The organism is Streptomyces sp. NPDC005141, from assembly GCF_053599975.1.
In genome coordinates this window covers 173,003-193,733 of the sequence record NZ_JBSFYW010000006.1, presented here as the reverse complement: position 1 = coordinate 193,733, position 20,731 = coordinate 173,003, and the positions used below count along the sequence as shown (strand labels likewise).

The window sequence follows — 20,731 nt, the reverse complement described above, 5'->3', positions numbered from 1 at the left end:
ACTCTACGATTAATAGGATGAATGTGGATCAGTATCGCGCGCCCACCGAGCACGGGACCGAGTCCGGCGAACACGGGACCGAATCCCCCGAGCCCGGGGCCCGGTCCGCCGAGTACGGGACCGGGTCCGGCGCGCGACGGCCGGCCGTCTCCGTGATCGTCATCGTCTACAACGACACCGCCAGGCTGCCCACGGCCGTGCGCTCCGTCCTGGAGCAGACGCTGCACGACGTCGAGGTCGTCATCGTGGACGACCGGAGCACCGACAGCTCGTACGAGGTGGCGCGGGGGCTGGCCGCCACGCACCCCGGCCGCGTCCGCGCCTACCGGCTGCCCGAGAACAGCGGCGGCTGCGGCGCCCCCCGCAACCGCGGCATCGCCGAGGCCCGCGGTGACTACGTCCTCTTCCTCGACAGCGACGACGTCCTGGAGCGCAACGCCTGCCGCAACATGCTGGAGGCCGCCGAGGCCACCGGCGCCGACCTGGTCTCCGGGCTGTGCGTGCGCGTGCACGTCGACTCGCGCACGCGCAAGGAGGTCAAGTGGTACCCCTGGCTGTACGAGCGCACCCGCACCCTGGAGTCGATCTCCGAGCTGCCCGACCTGATGGTCTTCGACACCCTGTCGACCAACAAGTGCTACCGCCGGCGGTTCCTGCTCGACGAGGGGCTGCGCTTCCCGGTCGGCATCCACTACGAGGACCTGCTCTTCTCCGCCCAGGCGTACGCCACCGCCCGCCGCATCACCCTCATCCCCAACCGGGTGTACGACTGGCGGATCGCCGACAAGGCGGAGACGAAGTCCATCAGCAACCGGCGTGACGAGATCGCCAACTTCGCGCACCGCATGGAGATCCACCGGCGGGTCGACCGACTCCTGGCGGACAAGGGGCTCCTGGAGCTGAAGTTCGCCAAAGACGTCAAGTTCCTCAAGCACGACCTCGTACTGCATCTGCGGGAACTGCCCTTCCGGGACGAGGCCTTCCGCGAGGAGTTCGCGGCGATCGCCCGGCAGTACCTGGAGTCGATCGACCGCGCCGCCTTCGACGAGGCCGAGCCCATCCACGCCATCTGCGCCTATCTCCTCCAGGAGAGCGACTGGGGCAATCTGCTGCCTGCCGTGGACACGCTCACCAACCGCGACAAGATCTCCTCGCCGCTCGTCGAGCGCGACGGCCGCGTGTACTGGTGTGCCGAGCATCTCGACGACCCCTTCGGCCGGCACATCCTGGACGTCACGGACCTCGGCCACCACGCCAGGCCGGTCGAGAAGATGTTCCTGCGCAATGTGCTGACCTCGTACGAGAGCGCCGCCGGCACCGTCCGGCTCGCCGGGCGCGTCACCAACCCGCTCGGTGTGATCCCGCCCGGCGCCAGGCTCACCGGACAGCTGGAGTTCTACGCCCGCCGCCGCGGGGTGCGCTTCCAGACCTTCCGCTTCCCCGTGGCGAACGTGTGGCACGCGGGCGAGTCCATCGCCTGGGAGGGCTCGGCGAACCTGGCGTCCGTGCGGCCGCTGGGCATCGTGGACGCGGTCTGGGACGTACGGCTCCACCTCGACATCGACGGCGTGCGCACCACCACCCGGCTCACCGCGGCCGAACCCGGCCTGGCCACCGGACAGTTGCCCGTCCGGCCCCGGCTCACCCGGCTGGTCGCCGACCGTATCGAGCCGGTCGTCTCCTCGCGCGGGCACCTGTCCTTCCGGCTGGTCCCCGACAAGAAGGCGAACGGCCTCGTGCAGCGCGGTGTGCACGGCCGGGCCGGCACGCTCGCCAAGTCGGGCTACCGCAAGGCCCGTTCCCTGCGCAAGGAACTCACCTCGGGGCACACCAAGATCCGCCTCTACCACGAGGTGTTCAGCCGGCTGCCCGTCAGGAAGGGGCTAGTCGTCTTCGAGAGCCACCTGGGCCGCCAGTACAGCGACAGCCCCAGGGCGATCTACGAGGAGATGCGCCGCCAGGGCCTGGAGTTCCAGGCGGTCTGGTCGTACACGGGCGGTCCGGCCGGGTTCCCGGACGACGCCACTCTCGTACGCCGCTGGTCGCTGCCCTACCTCAGGGCGCTCGCGCAGGCCGAGTTCTGGGTCGACAACCAGAGCTACCCGCTGAAACTGACCAAGCGGCCGAGGACGACGTACATTCAGACGTGGCACGGCTCCGCGCTCAAGCGGATGGGCTTCGACGAGCCCGAATGGAAGCTCAAGTCCCATGAGGAGCAGGCCGAGCAGCAGCGCACCCTCGACCGCTTCGACCGGTTCCTGGTCCGCTCCGAGCACGATGTACGCACCCTCGCCCGGGCGTTCCGGCTCCAGGAGCGGACCCTGCTGCGGGTCGGCTATCCGCGCAACGACGCGCTCGCGCAGGCGAGACAGCGGGAGGAGGCCGACGGGCGGCGCGAACGCGGTCCGCTGGCAGCCGAGTTGGGTATCCCCGAGGACAAGCAGATCCTCCTGTACGCCCCGACCTTCCGGCTGCGCGGTAGCGGACAGCGACGGTTCGAGCTGCCCTTCGACGTGGAGCGCTTCGCCGACGCCTTCGGTGACCGCTACGTCCTCCTCGTCCGCTCCCACTACCTCAACCACGTCGTGCTCCCGCCCTCCGTGCGCGGCCGGGTCATCGACGTCACCGCGCACCACGACATGACCCCTCTGCTCGCCCTCGCCGACGGGCTGGTCACCGACTACTCGTCCGTGATGTTCGACTACGCCCTCCTCGACCGCCCCATGTTCTTCTTCGTGTACGACTACGACGCGTACGTGCACGAGGGGCGCGGCACCTACTTCGACCTGCTGGAACGGGCCCCCGGACCCGTCGTCCGCACCGAGGACGAACTGCACGCGGTACTCGGTTCGCTGGAGGAGCAGGCCGTCAAGTACGCGCCCAAGCGGGAGCAGTTCACCGCCGACTTCGGTGAGTACGACCAGGGGACGGCGGCACGGAGTGTCGTCGACGAGTTCTTCGCACAATGGAGGCGCTGATGACCGGCCGCCCGCAGCGGGACATCTTCTTCGTCTCCAACAGCGTCGACGAACTGGGCGGGGTGACCAGCTGGTCGCACCAGATGGCCCGCCTGTTCACCGAGCGCGGCCACCGTGTGCACGTGGTCGGCGTCACCGAGCCCGCCGTCCCCCAGGACCTGGGCGAAGTCCCGTACCCCACCACGACGTTGTACGACGTCCATCCGCCGCGCGTCGGACCGGCACACGGACTCCGCGGGCGGCTCGACGTCAGCGAGCGGAGGCTGCGCGCCGAACGGGCGGCGGGCATGCGCGAGCGGGCCGCCGAGCTGACCGCGCTGTTCCGGGCCGCGCGGCCCGGCGCCGTCGTGATCGTCACCCAGGTGTGGGCCATGGAATGGGTGGAGCTCGCCGACACCGACGGGCTGACCGTCATCGGGATGAGCCACGAGTCCTACGCGTACAGCCGCACGACCTCGCGCTTCCGGCGGGTCCTGAAGCACTACAAGGACGTCGACCGGATGCTGGCGCTCACCCGCGAGGACGCCGACCTGTGGATCAGGCAGGGCATGAACAACGCGTCCTTCATGCCGAACCCTCTTCCGTTCATGCCCGAGGTGCCCTCGCCGCGCACCGGGAACGTCGTCGTCAGCATCGGCCGGCTGCACGACCAGAAGGGCATCGACATGCTCCTCGACGCCTGGGCCGAGACCGCGCCGCGCCACCCCGACTGGCGGTTGCGGATCTACGGCTCCGGCGAGGACGAGGAGATCCTGAAGAAGCAGTGCACGGCTCTCGGGCTCGACGGCTCCGTGGACTGGATGGGGCGGACGGGTGACGTGCCGGGCGCGCTGCGGGGCGGCTCGGTCTTCGTGCTCTCCTCACGGGGCGAGGGCTTCCCGCTCGCCCTCATGGAAGCCATGGCCGCCGGTCTGCCCTGCGCCGCCTTCGACTGCGCACCGGGCGTCCACGAGATCATCCGGGACGGCGAGGACGGTCTGCTGGCCACCCTCGGCAACACCGGTGAACTGGCCCGCCGGCTGGACACGCTGATGTCCGACAAGGCTCTGCGGGACGCCATGGGCGAGGCGGCGCGCGTGAACGTCCAGCGCTTCACGACGGACGAGATCGTCCGCAAGTGGGAGGCACTGTTCGCGTTCCTGGAGCGCTGAGCAGCCGACGGTGCGCCGGACAGCGCCGGGGGCGGAGCCGTCCCACGGCTCCACCCCCGGCGCTGTCCGAGCACTACTTGCCCGTGAACTTCTCGTACTCCTTGAGGACCTCTTCGGTCGGTCCGTCCATGCGCAGCTCGCCGCGCTCCAGCCACAGCACGCGGTCGCAGGTGTCGCGGATCGACTTGTTGTTGTGACTGACCAGGAAGACCGTGCCCGCGGTCTTGCGCAGCTCGCGGATGCGGGCCTCGGACCGCTTCTGGAAGGAGCGGTCGCCGGTCGCGAGGGCCTCGTCGATCATCAGGACGTCGTGGTCCTTGGCCGCCGCGATGGAGAAGCGCAGCCGCGCGGCCATACCGGAGGAGTAGGTCCGCATGGGGAGCGTGATGAAGTCGCCCTTCTCGTTGATGCCCGAGAAGTCGACGATCTCCTGGTAGCGCTGCTTGACCTGCTCGCGGGACATGCCCATCGCGAGGCCGCCGAGGTAGACGTTCCGCTCGCCGGTGAGGTCGTTCATCAGGGCCGCGTTGACGCCGAGCAGCGAGGGCTGGCCGTCGGTGTAGATCTTGCCGTTCTCCACGGGGAGCAGGCCCGCGACCGCCTTGAGCAGCGTTGACTTGCCGGAGCCGTTGGTGCCGATCAGGCCGATGGCCTCGCCCCGGTACGCGGTGAAGGAGACGCACTTGACGGCGTGCACCTTGCGGACCCCCGCCGCCTTCTCGCTCCGCTCGCGGCGCAGGATGCGGTTGAGGGCGGCGGTGGCGCTGCCCCGGCCGGCGCCCGTGCCGTTGACGCGGTAGACGATGTCGACGCGGTCCGCGATGACGGTGGGGATGCGCTCGGAACCGGTCGCGGCGGTGTCCTCGGCCGTGGCCTCGGCGCTCTGCGGCCGGATGTCCTGCGTGATGATGTCAGCCACGGCCGTACGTCTCCTCAGCCTTCCAGAAGTAGATGAAGCCGCCGACGCCGGCGACCAGCGCCCAGCCGACCGCGAGCGCCCAGACGTGGTGCGGCAGCTGGTGCGCGTGGAAGCTGTCGATCAGCGCGAAGCGCATCAGGTCGATGTACACGGCCGCGGGGTTGCTCTCCAGCAGGACCATCGCCCAGTGCGGCAGGTGGTTGCCGCTGAGCACCTTGTCGATGCTCCACATGACGCCCGAGACGTACATCCAGGTGCGCAGCAGGAAGGGCATGAGCTGTGCGATGTCCGGTGTCCGGGCGCCCATGCGCGCCATGACCAACGCGACGCCCGCGTTGAACGTGAACTGGAGCACCAGCACGGGCACCGCGAGCAGCCACGAGAGGCTCACCGGGATGCCGAAGCACAGCAGGATGACGACCAGCGCGGCCATCGAGAACAGCAGCTGCTGGAGCTGCTGGAGGGCGTACGACACCGGCAGCGCGGCGCGCGGGAAGTGCAGGGCGCGGACCAGGCCGAGGCTGCCGGAGATCGCCCGGGTGCCCGCCATGATCGAGCTCTGTGTGAAGGTCCAGATGAAGACGCCGGTGACCAGGAACGGGATGTAGTCCTGCACACCGTGCTTGGTGCCGAGCAGGACACCGAAGATGAAGTAGTAGACCGCCGCGTTCAGCAGCGGGGTCATCACCTGCCATACCTGACCGAGCTTTGCCTGGCTGTACTGCGAGGTGAGCTTGGCGGTGGCGAAGGCGGTGATGAAGTGGCGCCGTGCCCACAACTGGCGGACGTACGCGGGCAGGGTCGGGCGGGCGCCGCTGACGGTGAGGCCGTACCGGGCGGCGAGGGCCGTGGCGTCGTCGGCGGGGGTGGCCGGCGTCGCTGTCGGGGGCGGGTTGTGGAGGACCTGGCTCACATCCGTTGCTTTCGCTCGGGGGTGGGGTGCGAGAGGTCCGTCCGTGACGTTTCCTGACGTCGTTCTTGCCGTTTTCTTACGTCGGGACGGGACCGTATCGTCGCAACGTGAGCGTAGGCCTTGTCTACGTCGGAACGCAACCGTTTCGTCGTGACGGCCTATGCTGGTCCGTATGACGAACGCCGATAGCGCCGCGAGTGCCGCCACGCCCGCGCCTGCCGCCGGGAAGGCCCCGCGTCGCCGGGCTCCCGCCGGCGCGGCCGTCCTTCGTGAGGATGTGACCGAGGCCATCCGCGCCGCCGTCTTCGAGGAACTCGCGTCCGTCGGCTACGCCCGGATGTCCATCGAGGGCATCGCGCGCCGCGCGGGGGTCGGCAAGACCGCGGTGTACCGGCGCTGGCGCTCCAAGCTCCATCTCGTGCTCGACCTGGTGTCGGCGGTGGCGGTCCAGGGCCTTCCCGCCCCCGACACGGGCTCACTCGAAGGCGACCTGCGGCTTCTGTACGAGGTCACCTCGCGTGCCCTGCGGCATCCGGTCGCCGGCCAGATCATCCCCGACCTCCAGGCCGAGGCGGCCCGCAACCCCGAGATCGCGGACGCCATGCAGAAGGCGTTGCGGGAGGGCCAGCAGGGCGTCGCGAGCGGGATCGTCGCGGCGGCGACCGCTCGGGGCGAGGTGCGCGAGGGGGTCGACCTCGACCTCGCGCTCGACCTGATGTCCGGGCCGCTGTACTGGCGCGCGGTGGTGGTCCGCGGCCCCAAGGTGCCGAAGGGCTACCTGGCGAGCCTGGCCCGCGCGACGGCGGCGGCGCTGAAGGCGCTGTGACCCGAGCGCTGCCGGTCCTGCGGACCTGAGTAGGGACCCGAGTGTTGCTGGTCCTGCGGATCCGAGTAGTGCTGGTCCTACGGATCCGGGCGCTCTGAAGTCCGGGCGTTCTGCGGTCAAGCCGGTCTCCGGTCAGGCAGGTTCCCTGTGCGTTCGGGGCTCCGGTTCCGCCGGCTTCTCAGTCCTTCAGGGCAAGGAGGCCGAAGAGGTCGGGGACTCCGCCCGGGCCCGCCTCGGCGGTGCGCACCAGACGGAGGCCCGCCGCGGTGGTGGCGTTGAGAAGGTCCGCGAGCGGCAGGTGCCAGGCGCCGACGCGGGCCCGGACGCCCGCCGGGTTCCACGCCTCGAAGCTGCGGGAGCGGTCGGCGTACCGCTCGTCGACCACGATCCTCGGGCGCTCGCTCCAGTCGGCGAACGCGCCGATGTAGCACGGGTGCACCCCGAGGTGCACGAACCGTCCGCCGGGCCGCAGCACCCGGGCGACCTCCCTCAACACGGCGGCGTAGTCCGGCACATCGGTGTGGGCGAGCACGCACGCGGCAGCGGGCAGGGAGCCGTCGCGGAACGGCAGTGAGGTCGCGTCGGCCCGCACCACGGGCAACCGCCCCACGGCATGCCTCAGTTGGCCACCCGACAGATCCACGCCCACGGGTGTCCAACCCTGTTCGGCCAGGGCGGACGCATGGGCTCCCGTACCGCAGCAGACGTCGAGGCAGGTCCCCGTGCCGGGGGCCAGCAGCTCCCCGATCGTGGCGTGCACCCGCGCCATGTACTCCCCGGCCGTGCCCGCCGACATGAAGTCGTTGTACCAGTCGGCGTGTGCGTCGTACGTCGCTCCGGATCCCATGGTGCCGATCGTAGGGACGCGGCTCCGCCCCTGCGAGCGGCGTTCGCTCAGGGCATGTGCCCCCGGCCGGGCCGCCGCTCGGCCAACCGCCGCGCCAGATCGGTGAGTTCGGCCGCTCGCAGAACCCGCCCGCCCGAACCCGGCAGCGGCACGTGCAGCACCTCGGTCCACCGCTCGGGGATGGAGCCGTCTCCGTGCACCGCTCCGGCGAGCGCGCCCGTGACCGCCGCGACCGTGTCCGTGTCGCCGCCCAGGTCGATCGCCGCGCGCACGGCGTCCTCGTAGGAGTCCGTGGTCCGCAGGGCCCATACGGCCGAGCCGAGACAGGGCCACACGGCGCCGTTGAACTCCGTCGCCCTGTCCGGGTGCCAGTCTCCGGCGAGGACGGTGGCGTAGCGGGCCCGGTGGTCCGGGTGGACGGCGTCGAGGGTGTCCGGAAGCGCGGTGAGGGGGTCGTGCCCGAGCAGGGCGACGCGGATCAGTTCGTGGAGGATCGCCGTGCCCTCCCAGGCCGCGCGGTCGCCGTGGGTGAGCGCGGCGATGCGGCGGGCGGCGGACATCGTGGCGTCCCGGCCGTACGGGGCGAAGAACACGGCGGACGTCGATGCCCGCATCAACGAGCCGTTCCCGGCGGCGCGTTGGTTCACCTGGAAGTGCAGGGCGGCCGCCAGGTCCCAGGGCTCCCCGCTCGTGAGGACGGCCTCGGTCTGGAGGCCGATGTCCTTCGGGTCGGACGCTGCCCACCGCCGGAACTCGTCGAACATGTCCGGGAGGTCGAGGCGGCCCTGCCTGATCAGCGACTCACCGACCAGTACGGCCATCTGCGTGTCGTCGGTCGCCTCGCCCGGATCCCAGCCGCCGCCCCCGCACATCTCCCCGCCCTGCCCGGGCGCCGGGAAGCGTTCCGTGAACGCGCCTTCCGGGCCGAACTCGAACGGGGCGCCCAGTGCGTCGCCCACCGCGGAGCCGAGGACGGTGCCGGTGGCGGTCATGGGGCGAGCGTACGGGGTGACCGGGGGCCGGGGGCCGGGGTCCGGGAGTTGGAGCCGGTCGCCCGGCGCCCGGGGGCGATCCGGATCCCCGTACCGGCCCCGGTCCCGTACCGGCCCCGATCCGCGGGCGGTGCTACGCCCGGCTTGCTCCCGGGTGGTGGCGTACCCAGCCCGACCAGGCCGAGGTGATCATGTCTTCGACGTCGTAACGGGCCTTCCAGCCCAGTTCGGTGGCGATGCGGTCGGCAGAGGCGACGACGCGGGCCGGGTCGCCGGGGCGGCGCGGGGTGGTGACCGGGGGGCGGTCGTAGCCGGTGAGGGCGTTGATGCGGTCGATCATCTCGCGGACCGAAACGCCCTCACCGCGGCCGATGTTGAGGGTCAGGTCGGTGCCGGGGGAGGACTGGAGGGCGCGGGCCGCGGCCACGTGCGCCTCGGCCAGGTCGACCACGTGGATGTAGTCGCGGACGCAGGTGCCGTCGGGTGTCGGGTAGTCGTCGCCGAAGATGCGCGGCGCGGCATCGTCCGTCAGCTTCTCGAAGACCATGGGGACGAGGTTGAAGACGCCCACGTCGGCGAGTTCGGGGGCGGCGGCTCCGGCCACGTTGAAGTAGCGCAGGGAGGCCGTGGACAGACCCGTGGCGCGGCCGGTCGCCCGCACGAGCCACTCGCCCGCCAGCTTCGTCTCGCCGTACGGGCTCATCGGCACGCACGGTGTCTCCTCCGTCACCAGGTCCACGTCCGGCATCCCGTACACCGCGGCCGAGGACGAGAAGACGAAGGCGGACACGGACGCCGCGGTCACGGCCTCCAGCAGGACGCGCAGGCCCTCGACGTTCTCCCGGTAGTAGTGCAGGGGCAGGTCCACGGACTCGCCGACCTGCTTCTTCGCCGCCAGATGGACGACACCGGTGACCGCGTGTTCCGTGAGCGTCCGGGCCAGCAGCTCGCCGTCCAGGGTCGAGCCGACCACCAGCGGAACGTCCGACGGCACCCGCTCGGCGATGCCCGTGGACAGGTCGTCGTACACCACGGCCTGTTCGCCCGCCTCGCGCATCGCGCGGACGACGTGCGCTCCGATGTAACCGGCGCCGCCGGTGATCAGCCAGGTCATGTGCGGCCGTTCCCCTCGTCAGTGATCCCGTGGTGTTCCGTGTTCCAGCCGGGTCGGAGACGGGCGGGCGCGCGTACGGTGTCCGCGTTCGCGCGTCGCGTCTCCGCGTCCGCGTATCAGTGAAGCAGGCGGCCGAGCCTTCGGTACACCACTTCGGTCATTCCTCGCCAACCGGACGCCGTGCGCACGGCCAGCGCCCCCGCGTGCGTCCGGTACGGCTGCACGAGGCGAATGCCGGGAACGCCGAGAACCCCATGGTGGACGTCGGGTATCGCGCGGCGGCGCAGCAGTCCGGGGCCGCCGCGCGCGTGCGCCGTCACCTCCCGGCTCGTGCCGTCGCGAAAGCGCACGGTCAGGCGCAGATCCCAGGTGCCCGCGCCCAGTGCCGACAGTTCCACCGGCGCTTCGGCCGACCATGTGTCGCCGTAGCGGTCGGTCAGCAGGGGTGCCGTGCCGCGCAGGCCCACCCGTCCGTCGTCCCGGTGGGTGAACTCCACGTCCACCGAGGTCGGACCGGCTTCCGCCATCCGTCCGTAGAGCTCGTGCAGGCGCAGCCGCAGCAGGGTGCCCCGCGCGCGGGGCCGCAGTTCCGCGTCGACGGCGGCCGGCAGCAGGTGGGCGGGGCGGTGCCGGAAGTGGTCCAGGGTGACCTGGGGGAGGTCGCGGGACCAGACGGGGGTGCCGTCGGAGGCGCGGGGGTACGGCGGGAGCAGCCGTGCGGGGCGGGCCGCCAGCTCCCGGAGGCGGGGCAGGTCGCGCGGAGCGGGGGAGGCGAGGAGCACGCGTGCCACGAGGCGGCCTGGGGCGGCCGGGTTGACGGTGAAGTCGGTCGCGTCGAAGGTCGCCAGGTACGCGCGGGTGAGGTCCCACCAGGCGCGCCGGTACTCGGGAGTGCGCAGTTCCAGTTCGCGCGTGTACATCCGCAGCTCGTGGTCGAGGAACTTGGTGTGCACGGCTCGCGCGAGTTCCTTCTCCCCGGCGCTCAGGAGGATCTCGTAGGCCGCCCGGTTCGCCTCGGTCCGTGCCCGCCAGTTGCCGACGTCGGTGCGGTCGAGCGATATGGACAGGCGGTCGGCGGTGCGCCGGACGTTCCAGACGTACACCGTGTCGGGTATCAGCGCGATGCGCGGCGCGGCGGCCAGCACGCGCGCGGTGAACACGAAGTCCTCGTAGGGGTAGCGGCCCTCGGGGAAGCGGATGCCGTGCTCGCGCAGGAAGTCGGTGCGGTACAGCTTGTTGACGCAGAGGGTGTCGTGCGCGAGACGGAGGCGACGCGAGGGGTGGCGGATCAGGGCGGGCCGCGCGTAGAGCGCGCGCTCCCAGGGGATCTCGCGGCCCGAGGGCAGTTCGCGGCGCACGCACAGTCCGGCCGCGACCGGGACGCCGTGTTCCTCGGCGGCGCCGAGCAGCGCGTCCACCGCGCCGGGCGGCAGGAGGTCGTCGCTGTCCAGGAACATCACGTACGGGGCCGTGGCCGCGTCGACGCCGTCGTTGCGCGGGCTGCCGCAGCCGCCGCTGTTGGCCGGGCGGTGGATCACCGTCAGGCGCGGCTCCGCGGCGGTGAGGGCGTCGAGGAGGGCCGCGCTGCCGTCCGTCGAGTGGTCGTCCACGGCGATCACCTCGCGCACGGCCGCGCCCTGCGCGAGCGCCGAGCGTATGGCGTCCGCGACGTGGGCGGCGTCGTCGTACCCGATGACGACGATGCTGACCTTCGCGTGGTGAGGGTTCATGGGATCCATGGGGCGAAATCGTAGGTATTGCGGGTAATTCTCTGTTAAGAGGCGCTCACTGTCTTGTTCGGAGAGTGGTCGGAATCCGGTGTGGGCACGGCGCCGGCCGCGCCGGTCCGTCCGGCGCGGTGCGGTGCGGTGCGGCGGGTGGGCAGGCCCGACCGCCACAGCCGTACGAGTGACACGCCCGCCGCCGTCGCCAGCAGGCCGTTGCGCACGAGCATCAGCAGACAGCCCGTCCAGGTGCTGTGGATCACCTCGCCGTACATCGCCGGGTACACGACCGTGCTGACGGCCGTCGCCGCCACGATCAGCGCGGCGACCGGGCGCTGCGTGGTGTGCCGGGAGGTCAGGCAGACGGCGGCGAGGCCCAGCAGCCACACCATGTACTGGGGGCTGATCACCCGGCTCGTCACCGTGAACAGCAGGACGGCGGTGAGGGCCGCGTCGTACGGGGTGGCCGGCGTCCAGTGCCGGGCCCGCACCCGCCACAGCAGCAGGATCCCGAACGCGGCGACGGTCAGGGCGAGGGATACGGCCGCGACCGAGCTGACGTACGGGCCGACGAACTCCATGGCGCCGTACTGGTAGCGGGCCCTGCCCGGCCAGCCGACGTGCCGCGCGAGCCCCAGTACCGTGCCGCCGAGCGACTCGATCTGCACGCCCCGGCCGCCCTGCTGGCGCAGGAAGTCGAAGGGACTACTGAAGGCGGCCGCGAGGAGGGCGAGCAGCGCGGCGCTGCCGACCGCCGCCGACGTCCAGGCCTCCCGGGTGGTGCGCCCCCGGGGTGTGCCGATCAGGGCCAGCGCGGGCCAGACCTTCACCAGGGCCCCCATCGCGGCGAACGCTCCGCTCGCGCGCGTGGAGCGCGAGAGCGCCAACAGGGAGAGGACGGCGAAGGCGGTGACCTGCACGTCGTACCGGGCGAGCGGGATGTGCAGCAGGAGGGGCAGGCCCAGTACCCAGAGCAGGGCGCCGCGCAGGCTGCGGCCGGGCCGCCTCCCCGCGCGCGTGAGGGCGACGGCGATCACCGCGTCGGCGGCGAGCGTGAGCGTCACGAACGCCGTGAAGTACGTCAGCGACGGCAGCAGCGCGGGCGCCAGCAGGACCGGGGCGGCGCCCGGCGGGTACTGCCACAGCCGGTCGCCCACCGGGAACGCGCCCTGGGAGAGCACGCCGTACCAGCGGAAGTACAGCTGACCCACCTCGCGCGACACCCCGCCCCGGCCGAGCAGAGCCAGATGGTCGTGGGCGAGGAGCCACAGCATCAGGGCGCGGGTGGCGAGCCAGGCGGCGGCGAGGGCAAGCGGGCGGTGGTTCCTGAGGACGCTCATCAAGCCCGGATCGTAAGCCGCATGGATGGGTCATAGCGTCAGATACGCCGTCAATACCGATCAAAGGTTGTTTAATAGCAAAAAATCGCGCTCATGATGCATGCATGGGTGACACGGTCGGCGGCTCGGCGTGCGGAGACGGCGGCCGTTCTCCTGCCCGTGCTCGTCATGCTCGTGATCGGCCTCTGGGGGCTCGACCGCGGTGCCATGTGGCGCGACGAGGCGGTGACCTTCCAGGTCGCCCGGCGCTCGGTGCCCCAGATCTGGCACCTGCTGCACACCGTGGACGCCGTGCACGGCCTGTACTACGTCCTCATGCACGTCGTCCTCGCCCCGCACCCGGGCGAGATCGCCCTGCGCCTGCCCTCCGTCTGCGGCGCCGCCGCGGCCGCCGGCCTCGTGGCCGCCCTCGGTGTCCGCCTGTGCCGCCCGCGCGTCGGCCTGTGGGCGGGGCTGCTGTACGCCGTCACGCCCATGACCGGCCACTTCGCCCAGGAGGGCCGCTCCTACGCGCTGGTCGCGGCCGGAGCGGCGGGGGCGACCCTGCTGCTGGTGCGGGCCGCCCGGTCCACCCGTCCGGGACCCTGGTGCGCGTACGGAGCGACGGTCGCCGTCACCTGCCTGCTGCATGAAATGGCCCTGCTCCTGCTGCTCGCCCATGCCGGGACGCTGCTGCTCGCCCGCGTACCGGCGCGGGTGTGGCGGGCCTGGATCACGGCCGCCGCGGTCGTGGGACTGGTCCTGCTGCCCCTCGTGCTGGTCTCCCAGGGCCAGTCCGCGCAGGTCGCCTGGCTGTCCCGGCCCGGCCTCGGGAGCGTGAAGCGTCTGCTCGGGCTGTTCACCGGCCCGGCCCGGCTCGTGATCGTGCCGTACCTCGCCCTCGTCGTCCTCGCGGTCCGGCCGGCGCGCACCCGGCCCGGCACGCTCTCGCTCCAGGCCGTCGCCCTGCCCCTGGTGACCGTGCCGCCTGCGGTGCTCCTGACGGTGTCGCGCTGGTGGCCGCTCTACGACGAGCGCTACGTCCTGTACGCCCTCGCCGGGGCCCCGCTGCTCGCGGCCGCCGGGGCCGAACGGCTCGCGGCGAGGCTGCCGCGGCTGCTGCCCCACACGGCCCTCAGCGGCGTCCTCGCCGTGACCCTCGTCTTCGCCGTCCAGCTCCCGCTCCTGCGCCGGGACCGCGTTCCCGACCGCCGCCCCGACAACCTGGCCGCCGTCTCCGCCGTCGCCCACCGCGAACTGCGTCCCGGCGACCCGGTGCTGTTCCTGCCGTCGATCGCGCGGCGCTCGGCCCTGGCGTACCCGAAGGGCTTCCGCGGGATCCGCGACATCGCCTTGAGTGTCCCGGCGCCCGCCTCCGGCACGCTGTACGGCCGGGAGGCGGACCCCGGTGAACTGCGCCGGAGGCTGGACCGGCTCGACCATGTGTGGCTGGTCGCCGCACCTTTCGCGACGGCCCCGTCCTGGTACCCGGGCAGCGCGACCGAGCGCGCCAAACTCTCCGTGGTCGACGAGCAGTTCGTGCCCCGGGAAGAGGTCGTACGCAAGGGAGTGACGCTGCGCCTCTATGTGCGCAGGCCTACGTACACCCAGGTGACTCCGACAGCGCCGCCTCGTCCAGCGCGGCCGTCAGCCGGTCGAGCCGGGCCCGGAGCTCTCGGATCTCCTCCAGGTCCGCCCCGGTAGCGGCCGCGATCCGGCGCGGTACGGCCAGCGCGCGCTCCCGGAGCGCGGTCCCCTCCTCGGTGAGCCGCACCCGCACGGACCGCTCGTCCCGCGCGCTGCGCTCCCGCAGGACGAACCCAGCCGCCTCCAGCCGCTTCAGCAGCGGCGACAGCGTCCCGGAGTCGAGTCGCAGATGCTCGCCGACCTTCTTCACCGGCAGCTCGCCGTGCTCCCACAGCACCAGCATCACCAGGTACTGCGGGTAGGTGAGCCCGAGGTCCTTGAGGAGCACCCGGTAGACGCCGCCGAAGGCGCGCGAGGCGGCGTTCAGCGAGAAGCAGATCTGCTCGTCGAGGCGGAGGAAGTCGTCGTCCACGGGGGTGTGGGGGCTCGGGGCGGGTGTTGCGGTCATGGCCCCAGGATAGCTCTTGCAGCCAATTAGGTTGTGCACAACTGAATTGCGTGCTCTAATTCTGGTCGTGGGTCGCCGGACCGGTGGCCCCGCCAGGTTTCCGACTTGAGAGGGATGGTCCCCATGGACGCGATCTACACCGCTGTCGCCACCGCCACCCACGGCCGCGAGGGCCGTGCCGTCAGCTCCGACGGCACGCTCGACCTCCAGCTGGGCATTCCGGTGGAGATGGGCGGCAGCGGCCAGGGGACCAACCCCGAGCAGTTGTTCGCCGCCGGCTACGCAGCCTGTTTCGCGAGCGCCCTCGGCCTGGTCGGCCGCGCCGCGAAGGTGGACGTCTCGCAGGCCGCCGTGACCGGCGAGGTCGGCATCGGCAAGCAGGGCGAGGGCTTCGGCCTGGCCGTCACGCTCCGCGTCGAGCTGCCCGACTCCGTGGACGAGGCCACCGGCCGCAAGCTGGTCGAGCAGGCCCACCAGGTCTGCCCCTACTCCAACGCCACCCGCGGCAACATCCCCGTCGAGCTCGTCATCGAGTAGGACGGACCTCCGTACCGACCGCCGCCCCCGCGCGGGGGCCGGGGGTGGGGCCGGTTCCGGTGCCCGTGCGGGGGCGGGCGCCGGGGCCGGCGCCCGTGACCGGGCCGGCGTCCGTGCCGACCCGGGCCAGCACCTCCCCGGTCTCCCGGCTCCACGCCACCACCGTCGCCTCCTCGGGCACCTGCCGCCAGCGCGTCAGCAGCAGCCAGCGGACGTGGTACCGGCGGGCGACGGCGGTGCGCTCGGCCCGGGTCGAGGCCGGGCCGAGGTAGGTGCGCACGGCCGCGAGCCGGCGCAGCCGCTCGCCCTCGTCGAGGGCGGGGTCGGGCCAGGCGGGCGCGGCCAGGTCCGGGCCGTACCCCGCGATCAGGTGGACGGAGTAGTACCCGTCCGTGATGACCGCCTCACCTGGCCGGATGTGCCGGGCCGCCCAGTCGTACGTCGGCCAGCGCGGCGGCTGGTCGAAGCCGACCGGGTCGAGCGAGCGCGGCACCACCGCCCCGGCGTGCACGGTCAGGAAGCCGGCCAGGGCGCAGGCGGCCGCGGTCCCGCCCAGCAGCCGCCGCCCCGGTCCCCACGGCCGCGGCGTCGCCAGCTCCACCCCGAGCGCGAACTGCAGCGGCACCAGCGTGAGCCCGAGGATCCTGCCGTAGGTGTAGTGCCCGCTCATCCAGCCGTACGCCACCACCGCGCACTCCAGCGTGAACATCAGCACCAGTGGATCGCGCCACCTGTGCCCCTCGCTCCGCCGGGCGCGCCGCGCCCGCAGCCACAGCGCGGGCATCCCGGTCAGCGCCAGCCAGAAGTGTCCGGGCATCCCGTCGTACAGCCGCTCGTGCATGGCGTCCACGCTGCGGTCGCCGGTCAGCCCGAAGACGTCGAAGTACGGCCAGCCGCAGGCGACGAGCAGCGCCACCGCGCCCGTGAGCAGCCAGCGGCCCGCGACGGCCGGACGCCGGCCGCGCTGCTCACCCGCCACGAACGCCACCGCCCCGAGCACCGCCGCGATCGACGTGATCGGATGCACGAGCAGGATCAGTCCGTACAGGGCGCCGAGGGCCGCGTACCCCCACCAGCTCCTGAGGCCGCTCGGGCCCACGTACCGGACGGGGCCGCCGGTGCCCGCGGCACGCGCGGCCGTGAACGCCCAGGCCCAGAAGGTCAGTCCGATGGCGAACGTCGAGGGGTAGCCGAGGTTGCCGGTCATCGACATCAGCCCGAGGTAGCCGCTCCACCAGGCCCGCTCGGTGCCCCACAGCAGCGCCATCGAGAAGAGGCAGAGGACCGGCGCCCAGGGGCGGGGCGACAGCACCCGCACGAGGCGGCCGATGCCGGTCAGCAGCACCAGCAGGTTCACCGGGCCGGACAGCCGCACCACCGCCCAGCCGCCGAGACCGGTCAGCCGGGCGAAGGCGCCCTGCGCCACCGCGTACGGCGAGTAGTACGGGCTCCCCGCGCCCGGCAGATCCGCCATCGGGTGCAGCGGGTGGAGCAGGTTCGTCCGCAGGCGTTCGACGACCGCCGCATGCTGTCCCGCGTCGCAGCACAGCGGGATCCGCCAGTAGGCGAGTGTCATCACCAGCCAGAACAGGGCGCCGAAGAGCTGGTACGGCGTCGGACGCCAGGCGCCCCTGCCGCGCAGCGCGGTCGAACCGCGGACGGCACCCCGCCGGGCGAGGACTTCGGCGCTCATCGGGCGGTGGGGGAGACAGGGGTGGCGGTTTCCGGCATTTGCCCTATATGCCCGCCGCGATCCGCGACCTAGCCCAAGATCACCTCATCGGGCGACCCCGGCGTTCCTCCGCGACGGCGCCGGAACCGTGCCGGGAACAGCCCGCGCGCCCGGCCGGACGACCTCGTCGAGGAGCAGCGGAAGGCCCACCACCGGCAGCAGCCACAGGAGCACGATCAGCCGGTCGCCCCAGATGTTGATGTCGGGGTGCCCGGCCTGGTTGAGCACTCCGGTGGACGCCGCCGCCAGCAGGAATCCGGCGAAGGCCGGACGCCGGCGCACGGCCCCCCACCCGGCCGCCACCAGGGCAGTCAGGAACAGCGGCTCCCAGAACTGGCGGCGCAGCCACTCCACCCAGAAGGCCACCTCCAGATGGAAGAACTCCGACCACGGCCGGGCGCGGTCCGGTCGGGCGAAATGCCCCGTGAGCAGGTCCTGAAGACTCTCCGACTCGGACGGATAGTGCAGCGCCCTCGCGAGCAGCACGGTGGCCAGCGCGCCACAGCCCGCCACCACCCCGAGCGCGCGCAACGGCCCGTCCCACCGGCGCCCGCGCACCAGGAGCACCGCGCAGGCACCGGCCACGCACAGCCCGAGGAAGAGCGACTGCGAGTGTTTCACCGTGAAGAGGACCGCCAGGGAGCCGCCGACCAGCCAGGTCCCGGCCCTGGCACGGCCCTCCAGCACCAGGGCGCAGCCCCACAGCGCGGCCAGGGTCACGGTCAGCAGCAGGCCCTCGGTCATCGGGCGCATCGCCGTCGTCCCGCACGGCAGGACGTAGAAGAGCGCCTGCCCGGCCAGGGACGCGCCGGTGGAGGCGCGCAGGGTGCGCAGGACGAGGAAGACGAGGACGCCTCCGGCCACCGTGACGACGACGCTCGACGCCCACAGACCCCAGGTCACTCCCAGCACCGTGACGAACGGCACCAGCAGTACCGGATACCCCGGCCGCACCTCGAAGATCCGCATGAAGCGGGGCGGCATGAACGGCACGGTGTGTCCCGCCGTCTGCCCGGCCGCGAGCCGCGCGGAAACCCCCCGCCACTGCTCGCGCCGGCACTCCTCCACGACCCGGCGCGTCGGACTCGCGCGGTGGAAGCGCACCACGTCGACGGCCTGGTTGCGCCGTGCGATGGACGCCTTTCCCGCGCAGGCGTAGTCGATGGTCAGCGCGGCGGCCTCGTGCTTGCTCTCGCCGCGCAGACTCAGCGCGTACGCGAGGTAGTTCTTGGTGTCGGGCGTGTCCCGGCCGGTCAGGTTGGTGAGCTGCAGGACGGCGAAGACGGCGGCGATCAGGATCACCCCTGCGCGGGCGGAACGCGGTCCGCGCAGGGCTCGCGCCCAGGCCCGGGGGGAGCGCGCCGTCACGGGGGCGCTCACGAGGACGCGAGGACGTCGTGTCCCGCCTGCGCGGGCACCGGGACGGCCGGGGCATGCTCGGCCCGCTCGCCGAGCATCAGCGTCCGCACCACCCGCTCGGCGGCCCGGCCGTCGTCGAACTCGCAGAAACGTGCGCGGAACCCGGCGCGCAGCCGCGCGGACTCACCGTCCCGCCAGCCTCCCGACGCGAACAGCCACGTCAGCTCCCGTTGCGAACCCGCCACATGGCCCGGCGGGTCGGCCGTGATGTCGAAGTAGGCGCCCCGGCTCGCCGCGTACGCGCCCCAGTCGTCGGCGAGGAGCACGATCGGCCGGTCCAGGTTGGCGTAGTCGAACATGAGGGCCGAATAGTCGGTGACCAGGGCGTCGGAGGCGAGCATCAGATCCTCGACGCGCGGTTCGTCGGTCGCGTCGACCACGACGCCGCGCCGGTGCAGTTCGGACAGTCCCATCCCGCGTGCCGGACCGTCGGCGAGCGACGGATGCAGCCGCACGACGATCGTGTGGTCCCCGCCGAGATCGTCCGCGAACCGGGCCAGGTCGAGACGGTCGGCATGGCCGCCGCGGACGTAGTCGCGGCGCGTCGGCGCGTAGAGCACCACCCGGTTCCCGGCCGGGACGCCGAGGCGGGCACGGACCGTCTCCCCGTCCTCGGGCCGGGCCCGCACGAGGACGTCGTTGCGGGGGCTGCCGCTGCGCAGCGAGGTGAAGTGACAGGGGTAGGCGCGGTCCCAGACCAGCTCCGAGTGGCGGTTGGCGACCAGGCTGTAGTCCCAGCGGTCGGCGCGGCGCAGCATCTGCGGCACGTCGAGGCCGTGCCGGGCGCCCGGCTTGTGCAGCAGGTCCGCGGCCATGTACTTCAGCGGGGTGCCCTGGTGGGTGTGGATGTGGACACTGCCAGGGCGCTTGGCCAGGGAGCCGGGCCAGTTGACGTTGTTCACGAAGTAGGTGGCCCGCGCGGTGACCTGGCGGTAGCGCAGCGAGTCGAGCAGGACGTGCTCGGTCCCCGGCGGCAGCAGCGCCGCCTGCTCCTCGTCGCGCACCACCCACACGCCACGGATGTGCGGGGCGAGTTCCCGCGCCGCGGCGTACACCGCCGCGGGATCACCGAGGGCCCCCTTGTGCGAGAACGCGGAGTACACCGCCAAGTTCGGTTCCAGTGAACGGTGTTCGTGCACCGCGGACCAGCCGCGCTTGACGCGCCCGGCGGCCGTCCGGCGCGCCTGCCGGCCGCGACGGGCCAGCTCCCGGCCCGCGCGGCCCGCCTGCCGCCGCAGCCGGTAGCGCGCGAACCCGCCCTCCAGGACACGCAGTTCGGAGGGCACGGCACCGCTTCGGTGCTTCCGGAAGAGCGTGGCCGTCAGCCGGAAGAACTCGGCCCTGTCCTCCTCCGGGAGCCGGTCGTTCTTGGAGAGGATGTCGAGACAGTGCTCGCCCATCTTGTGGTGCAGATACGGGCGCCAGCTCGACAGCTCCGGGCGGGCGTCGACGAACGCGAAGACCCGCTCGTACTGGTCATGGATGTCGAAGTGCTTGCGGCTGGTGGTGGACAGGATGTTGCCCTGGCGGCGCTGGCGGTAGGCCAGGCAGATCCGGTCCAGCGTCGCGATCCGCTCCGCGCTGAGCATCACGGGGAACGTCCAGGGCGTGTCCTCGTAGTACCCGGGCGGGAAGGCGAAGCCCTCCCGTTCGACGAACGCCCGGCGGTAGACCTTGTTCCACACCACCATCAACAGGTCGAGGATCTCCGGGTGGTCGGACGCCGAGAAGGTGCCGGCACCGGCCTCCGTGAGCACCCGTGCCAGGACGTTCCTGCGGGTGCCGCCCCACCAGTAGGTCCGCGCGTAGTCGAAGACCAGCACATCCGGGTCCGCCGTCTCGTCCAGCCGGTCGGCGACGGCGCGCAGCGCTCCCGGTGTGAGGGTGTCGTCGCTGTCGAGGAAGAAGAGATAGTCCCCGGTGGCGAGCGGCATTCCGGCGTTGCGGGCGCGTCCGAGCCCCACGTTCTCCGGCAGGTGCAGCACCCGTACGCGCGGGTCGCGGGCCGCGTAGCCGTCGAGGATCGCGCCGCAGCCGTCCGGGGAGCAGTCGTCGACGGCGATGACCTCGATGTCCGCGTACGACTGCTCCAGGACCGAGTCGAGACACTCGCGGAGAAAGCCCTGCACCTTGAAGACGGGGACGATGATGCTGAAGCGGGGCAC

16 protein-coding genes are annotated in these 20,731 nt (G+C 72.2%); 5 read left to right on the top strand and 11 right to left on the bottom strand.

What is annotated here, in order from left to right; genetic code table 11:
• Nucleotides 1–17 precede the first annotated feature (17 nt).
• On the top strand, nucleotides 18–2,978 hold the full coding sequence (locus ACWD68_RS07390; RefSeq protein ID WP_451805505.1) for a bifunctional glycosyltransferase/CDP-glycerol:glycerophosphate glycerophosphotransferase: 2,961 nt from the start codon (nucleotides 18–20) through the stop codon (nucleotides 2,976–2,978).
• Complete coding sequence (locus ACWD68_RS07385) at nucleotides 2,978–4,129, top strand: glycosyltransferase (protein ID WP_451805504.1); 1,152 nt, start codon at nucleotides 2,978–2,980, stop codon at nucleotides 4,127–4,129. The genes ACWD68_RS07390 and ACWD68_RS07385 overlap by 1 nt, the downstream gene beginning before the upstream one ends.
• Before the next feature lie 73 nt (nucleotides 4,130–4,202).
• On the opposite strand, the gene ACWD68_RS07380 is transcribed toward ACWD68_RS07385, so the two are convergent.
• Nucleotides 4,203–5,024, bottom strand: a complete 822-nt coding sequence (locus ACWD68_RS07380) for an ABC transporter ATP-binding protein (RefSeq protein ID WP_451805528.1) — start codon at nucleotides 5,022–5,024, stop codon at nucleotides 4,203–4,205.
• 16 nt (nucleotides 5,025–5,040) lie between these two features.
• The gene (locus tag ACWD68_RS07375) at nucleotides 5,041–5,961 is read right to left on the bottom strand and encodes an ABC transporter permease (RefSeq protein ID WP_451805503.1); all 921 of its coding nucleotides are present in this window, start codon (nucleotides 5,959–5,961) and stop codon (nucleotides 5,041–5,043) included.
• A 160-nt stretch (nucleotides 5,962–6,121) separates the two neighbouring features.
• On the opposite strand from ACWD68_RS07375, the gene ACWD68_RS07370 reads away from it, so the two are divergent.
• Nucleotides 6,122–6,787 carry a TetR/AcrR family transcriptional regulator gene (locus ACWD68_RS07370; RefSeq protein ID WP_451805502.1) on the top strand — a complete coding sequence of 222 codons (666 nt, stop codon included), beginning with the start codon at nucleotides 6,122–6,124 and terminating at the stop codon, nucleotides 6,785–6,787.
• A 178-nt stretch (nucleotides 6,788–6,965) separates the two neighbouring features.
• Here ACWD68_RS07370 and ACWD68_RS07365 read toward each other — a convergent pair whose 3' ends face one another.
• The 5 genes from ACWD68_RS07365 to ACWD68_RS07345 all read right to left on the bottom strand — a co-directional run bounded on the left by ACWD68_RS07365 (nucleotide 6,966) and on the right by ACWD68_RS07345 (nucleotide 12,804).
• On the bottom strand, nucleotides 6,966–7,634 hold the full coding sequence (locus tag ACWD68_RS07365) for a class I SAM-dependent methyltransferase (RefSeq protein ID WP_451805501.1): 669 nt from the start codon (nucleotides 7,632–7,634) through the stop codon (nucleotides 6,966–6,968).
• A gap of 47 nt (nucleotides 7,635–7,681) precedes the next feature.
• Nucleotides 7,682–8,626 (bottom strand): ADP-ribosylglycohydrolase family protein, encoded by a 945-nt coding sequence (locus tag ACWD68_RS07360; RefSeq protein ID WP_451805500.1) that lies wholly within the window; start codon nucleotides 8,624–8,626, stop codon nucleotides 7,682–7,684.
• Nucleotides 8,627–8,759: 133 nt separating this feature from the next.
• Nucleotides 8,760–9,740 (bottom strand): UDP-glucose 4-epimerase GalE, encoded by a 981-nt coding sequence (gene galE / locus ACWD68_RS07355; RefSeq protein WP_451805499.1) that lies wholly within the window; start codon nucleotides 9,738–9,740, stop codon nucleotides 8,760–8,762.
• Nucleotides 9,741–9,856: 116 nt separating this feature from the next.
• Nucleotides 9,857–11,479, bottom strand: coding sequence for a glycosyltransferase family 2 protein (locus tag ACWD68_RS07350; protein ID WP_451805498.1), 1,623 nt, complete (start codon nucleotides 11,477–11,479; stop codon nucleotides 9,857–9,859).
• 35 nt (nucleotides 11,480–11,514) lie between these two features.
• Nucleotides 11,515–12,804: a glycosyltransferase 87 family protein gene (locus tag ACWD68_RS07345; protein WP_451805497.1), complete on the bottom strand. Its 1,290-nt coding sequence runs from the start codon at nucleotides 12,802–12,804 to the stop codon at nucleotides 11,515–11,517.
• 93 nt (nucleotides 12,805–12,897) lie between these two features.
• Between ACWD68_RS07345 and ACWD68_RS07340 the strand changes: the two genes are divergently transcribed.
• Nucleotides 12,898–14,487: a glycosyltransferase family 39 protein gene (locus ACWD68_RS07340; protein ID WP_451805496.1), complete on the top strand. Its 1,590-nt coding sequence runs from the start codon at nucleotides 12,898–12,900 to the stop codon at nucleotides 14,485–14,487.
• On the opposite strand, the gene ACWD68_RS07335 is transcribed toward ACWD68_RS07340, so the two are convergent.
• Nucleotides 14,381–14,878, bottom strand: coding sequence for a MarR family winged helix-turn-helix transcriptional regulator (locus ACWD68_RS07335; RefSeq protein ID WP_451805495.1), 498 nt, complete (start codon nucleotides 14,876–14,878; stop codon nucleotides 14,381–14,383). The genes ACWD68_RS07340 and ACWD68_RS07335 overlap by 107 nt on opposite strands.
• Nucleotides 14,879–15,001: 123 nt before the next feature.
• Here ACWD68_RS07335 and ACWD68_RS07330 point away from each other — a divergent pair, with 123 nt between their 5' ends.
• Nucleotides 15,002–15,415 (top strand): organic hydroperoxide resistance protein, encoded by a 414-nt coding sequence (locus tag ACWD68_RS07330; RefSeq protein ID WP_451805494.1) that lies wholly within the window; start codon nucleotides 15,002–15,004, stop codon nucleotides 15,413–15,415.
• Here the strand turns inward: ACWD68_RS07330 and ACWD68_RS07325 are convergent.
• From ACWD68_RS07325 to ACWD68_RS07315, 3 genes are all read right to left on the bottom strand, one after another.
• Nucleotides 15,405–17,108 carry a hypothetical protein gene (locus ACWD68_RS07325; RefSeq protein ID WP_451805493.1) on the bottom strand — a complete coding sequence of 568 codons (1,704 nt, stop codon included), beginning with the start codon at nucleotides 17,106–17,108 and terminating at the stop codon, nucleotides 15,405–15,407. The two genes, ACWD68_RS07330 and ACWD68_RS07325, sit on opposite strands and share 11 nt — an antisense overlap.
• Before the next feature lie 84 nt (nucleotides 17,109–17,192).
• The gene (locus ACWD68_RS07320) at nucleotides 17,193–18,449 is read right to left on the bottom strand and encodes a hypothetical protein (protein WP_451805527.1); all 1,257 of its coding nucleotides are present in this window, start codon (nucleotides 18,447–18,449) and stop codon (nucleotides 17,193–17,195) included.
• Between the two features lie 74 nt (nucleotides 18,450–18,523).
• Nucleotides 18,524–20,731 (bottom strand): bifunctional glycosyltransferase/CDP-glycerol:glycerophosphate glycerophosphotransferase, encoded by a 2,208-nt coding sequence (locus tag ACWD68_RS07315; RefSeq protein WP_451805492.1) that lies wholly within the window; start codon nucleotides 20,729–20,731, stop codon nucleotides 18,524–18,526.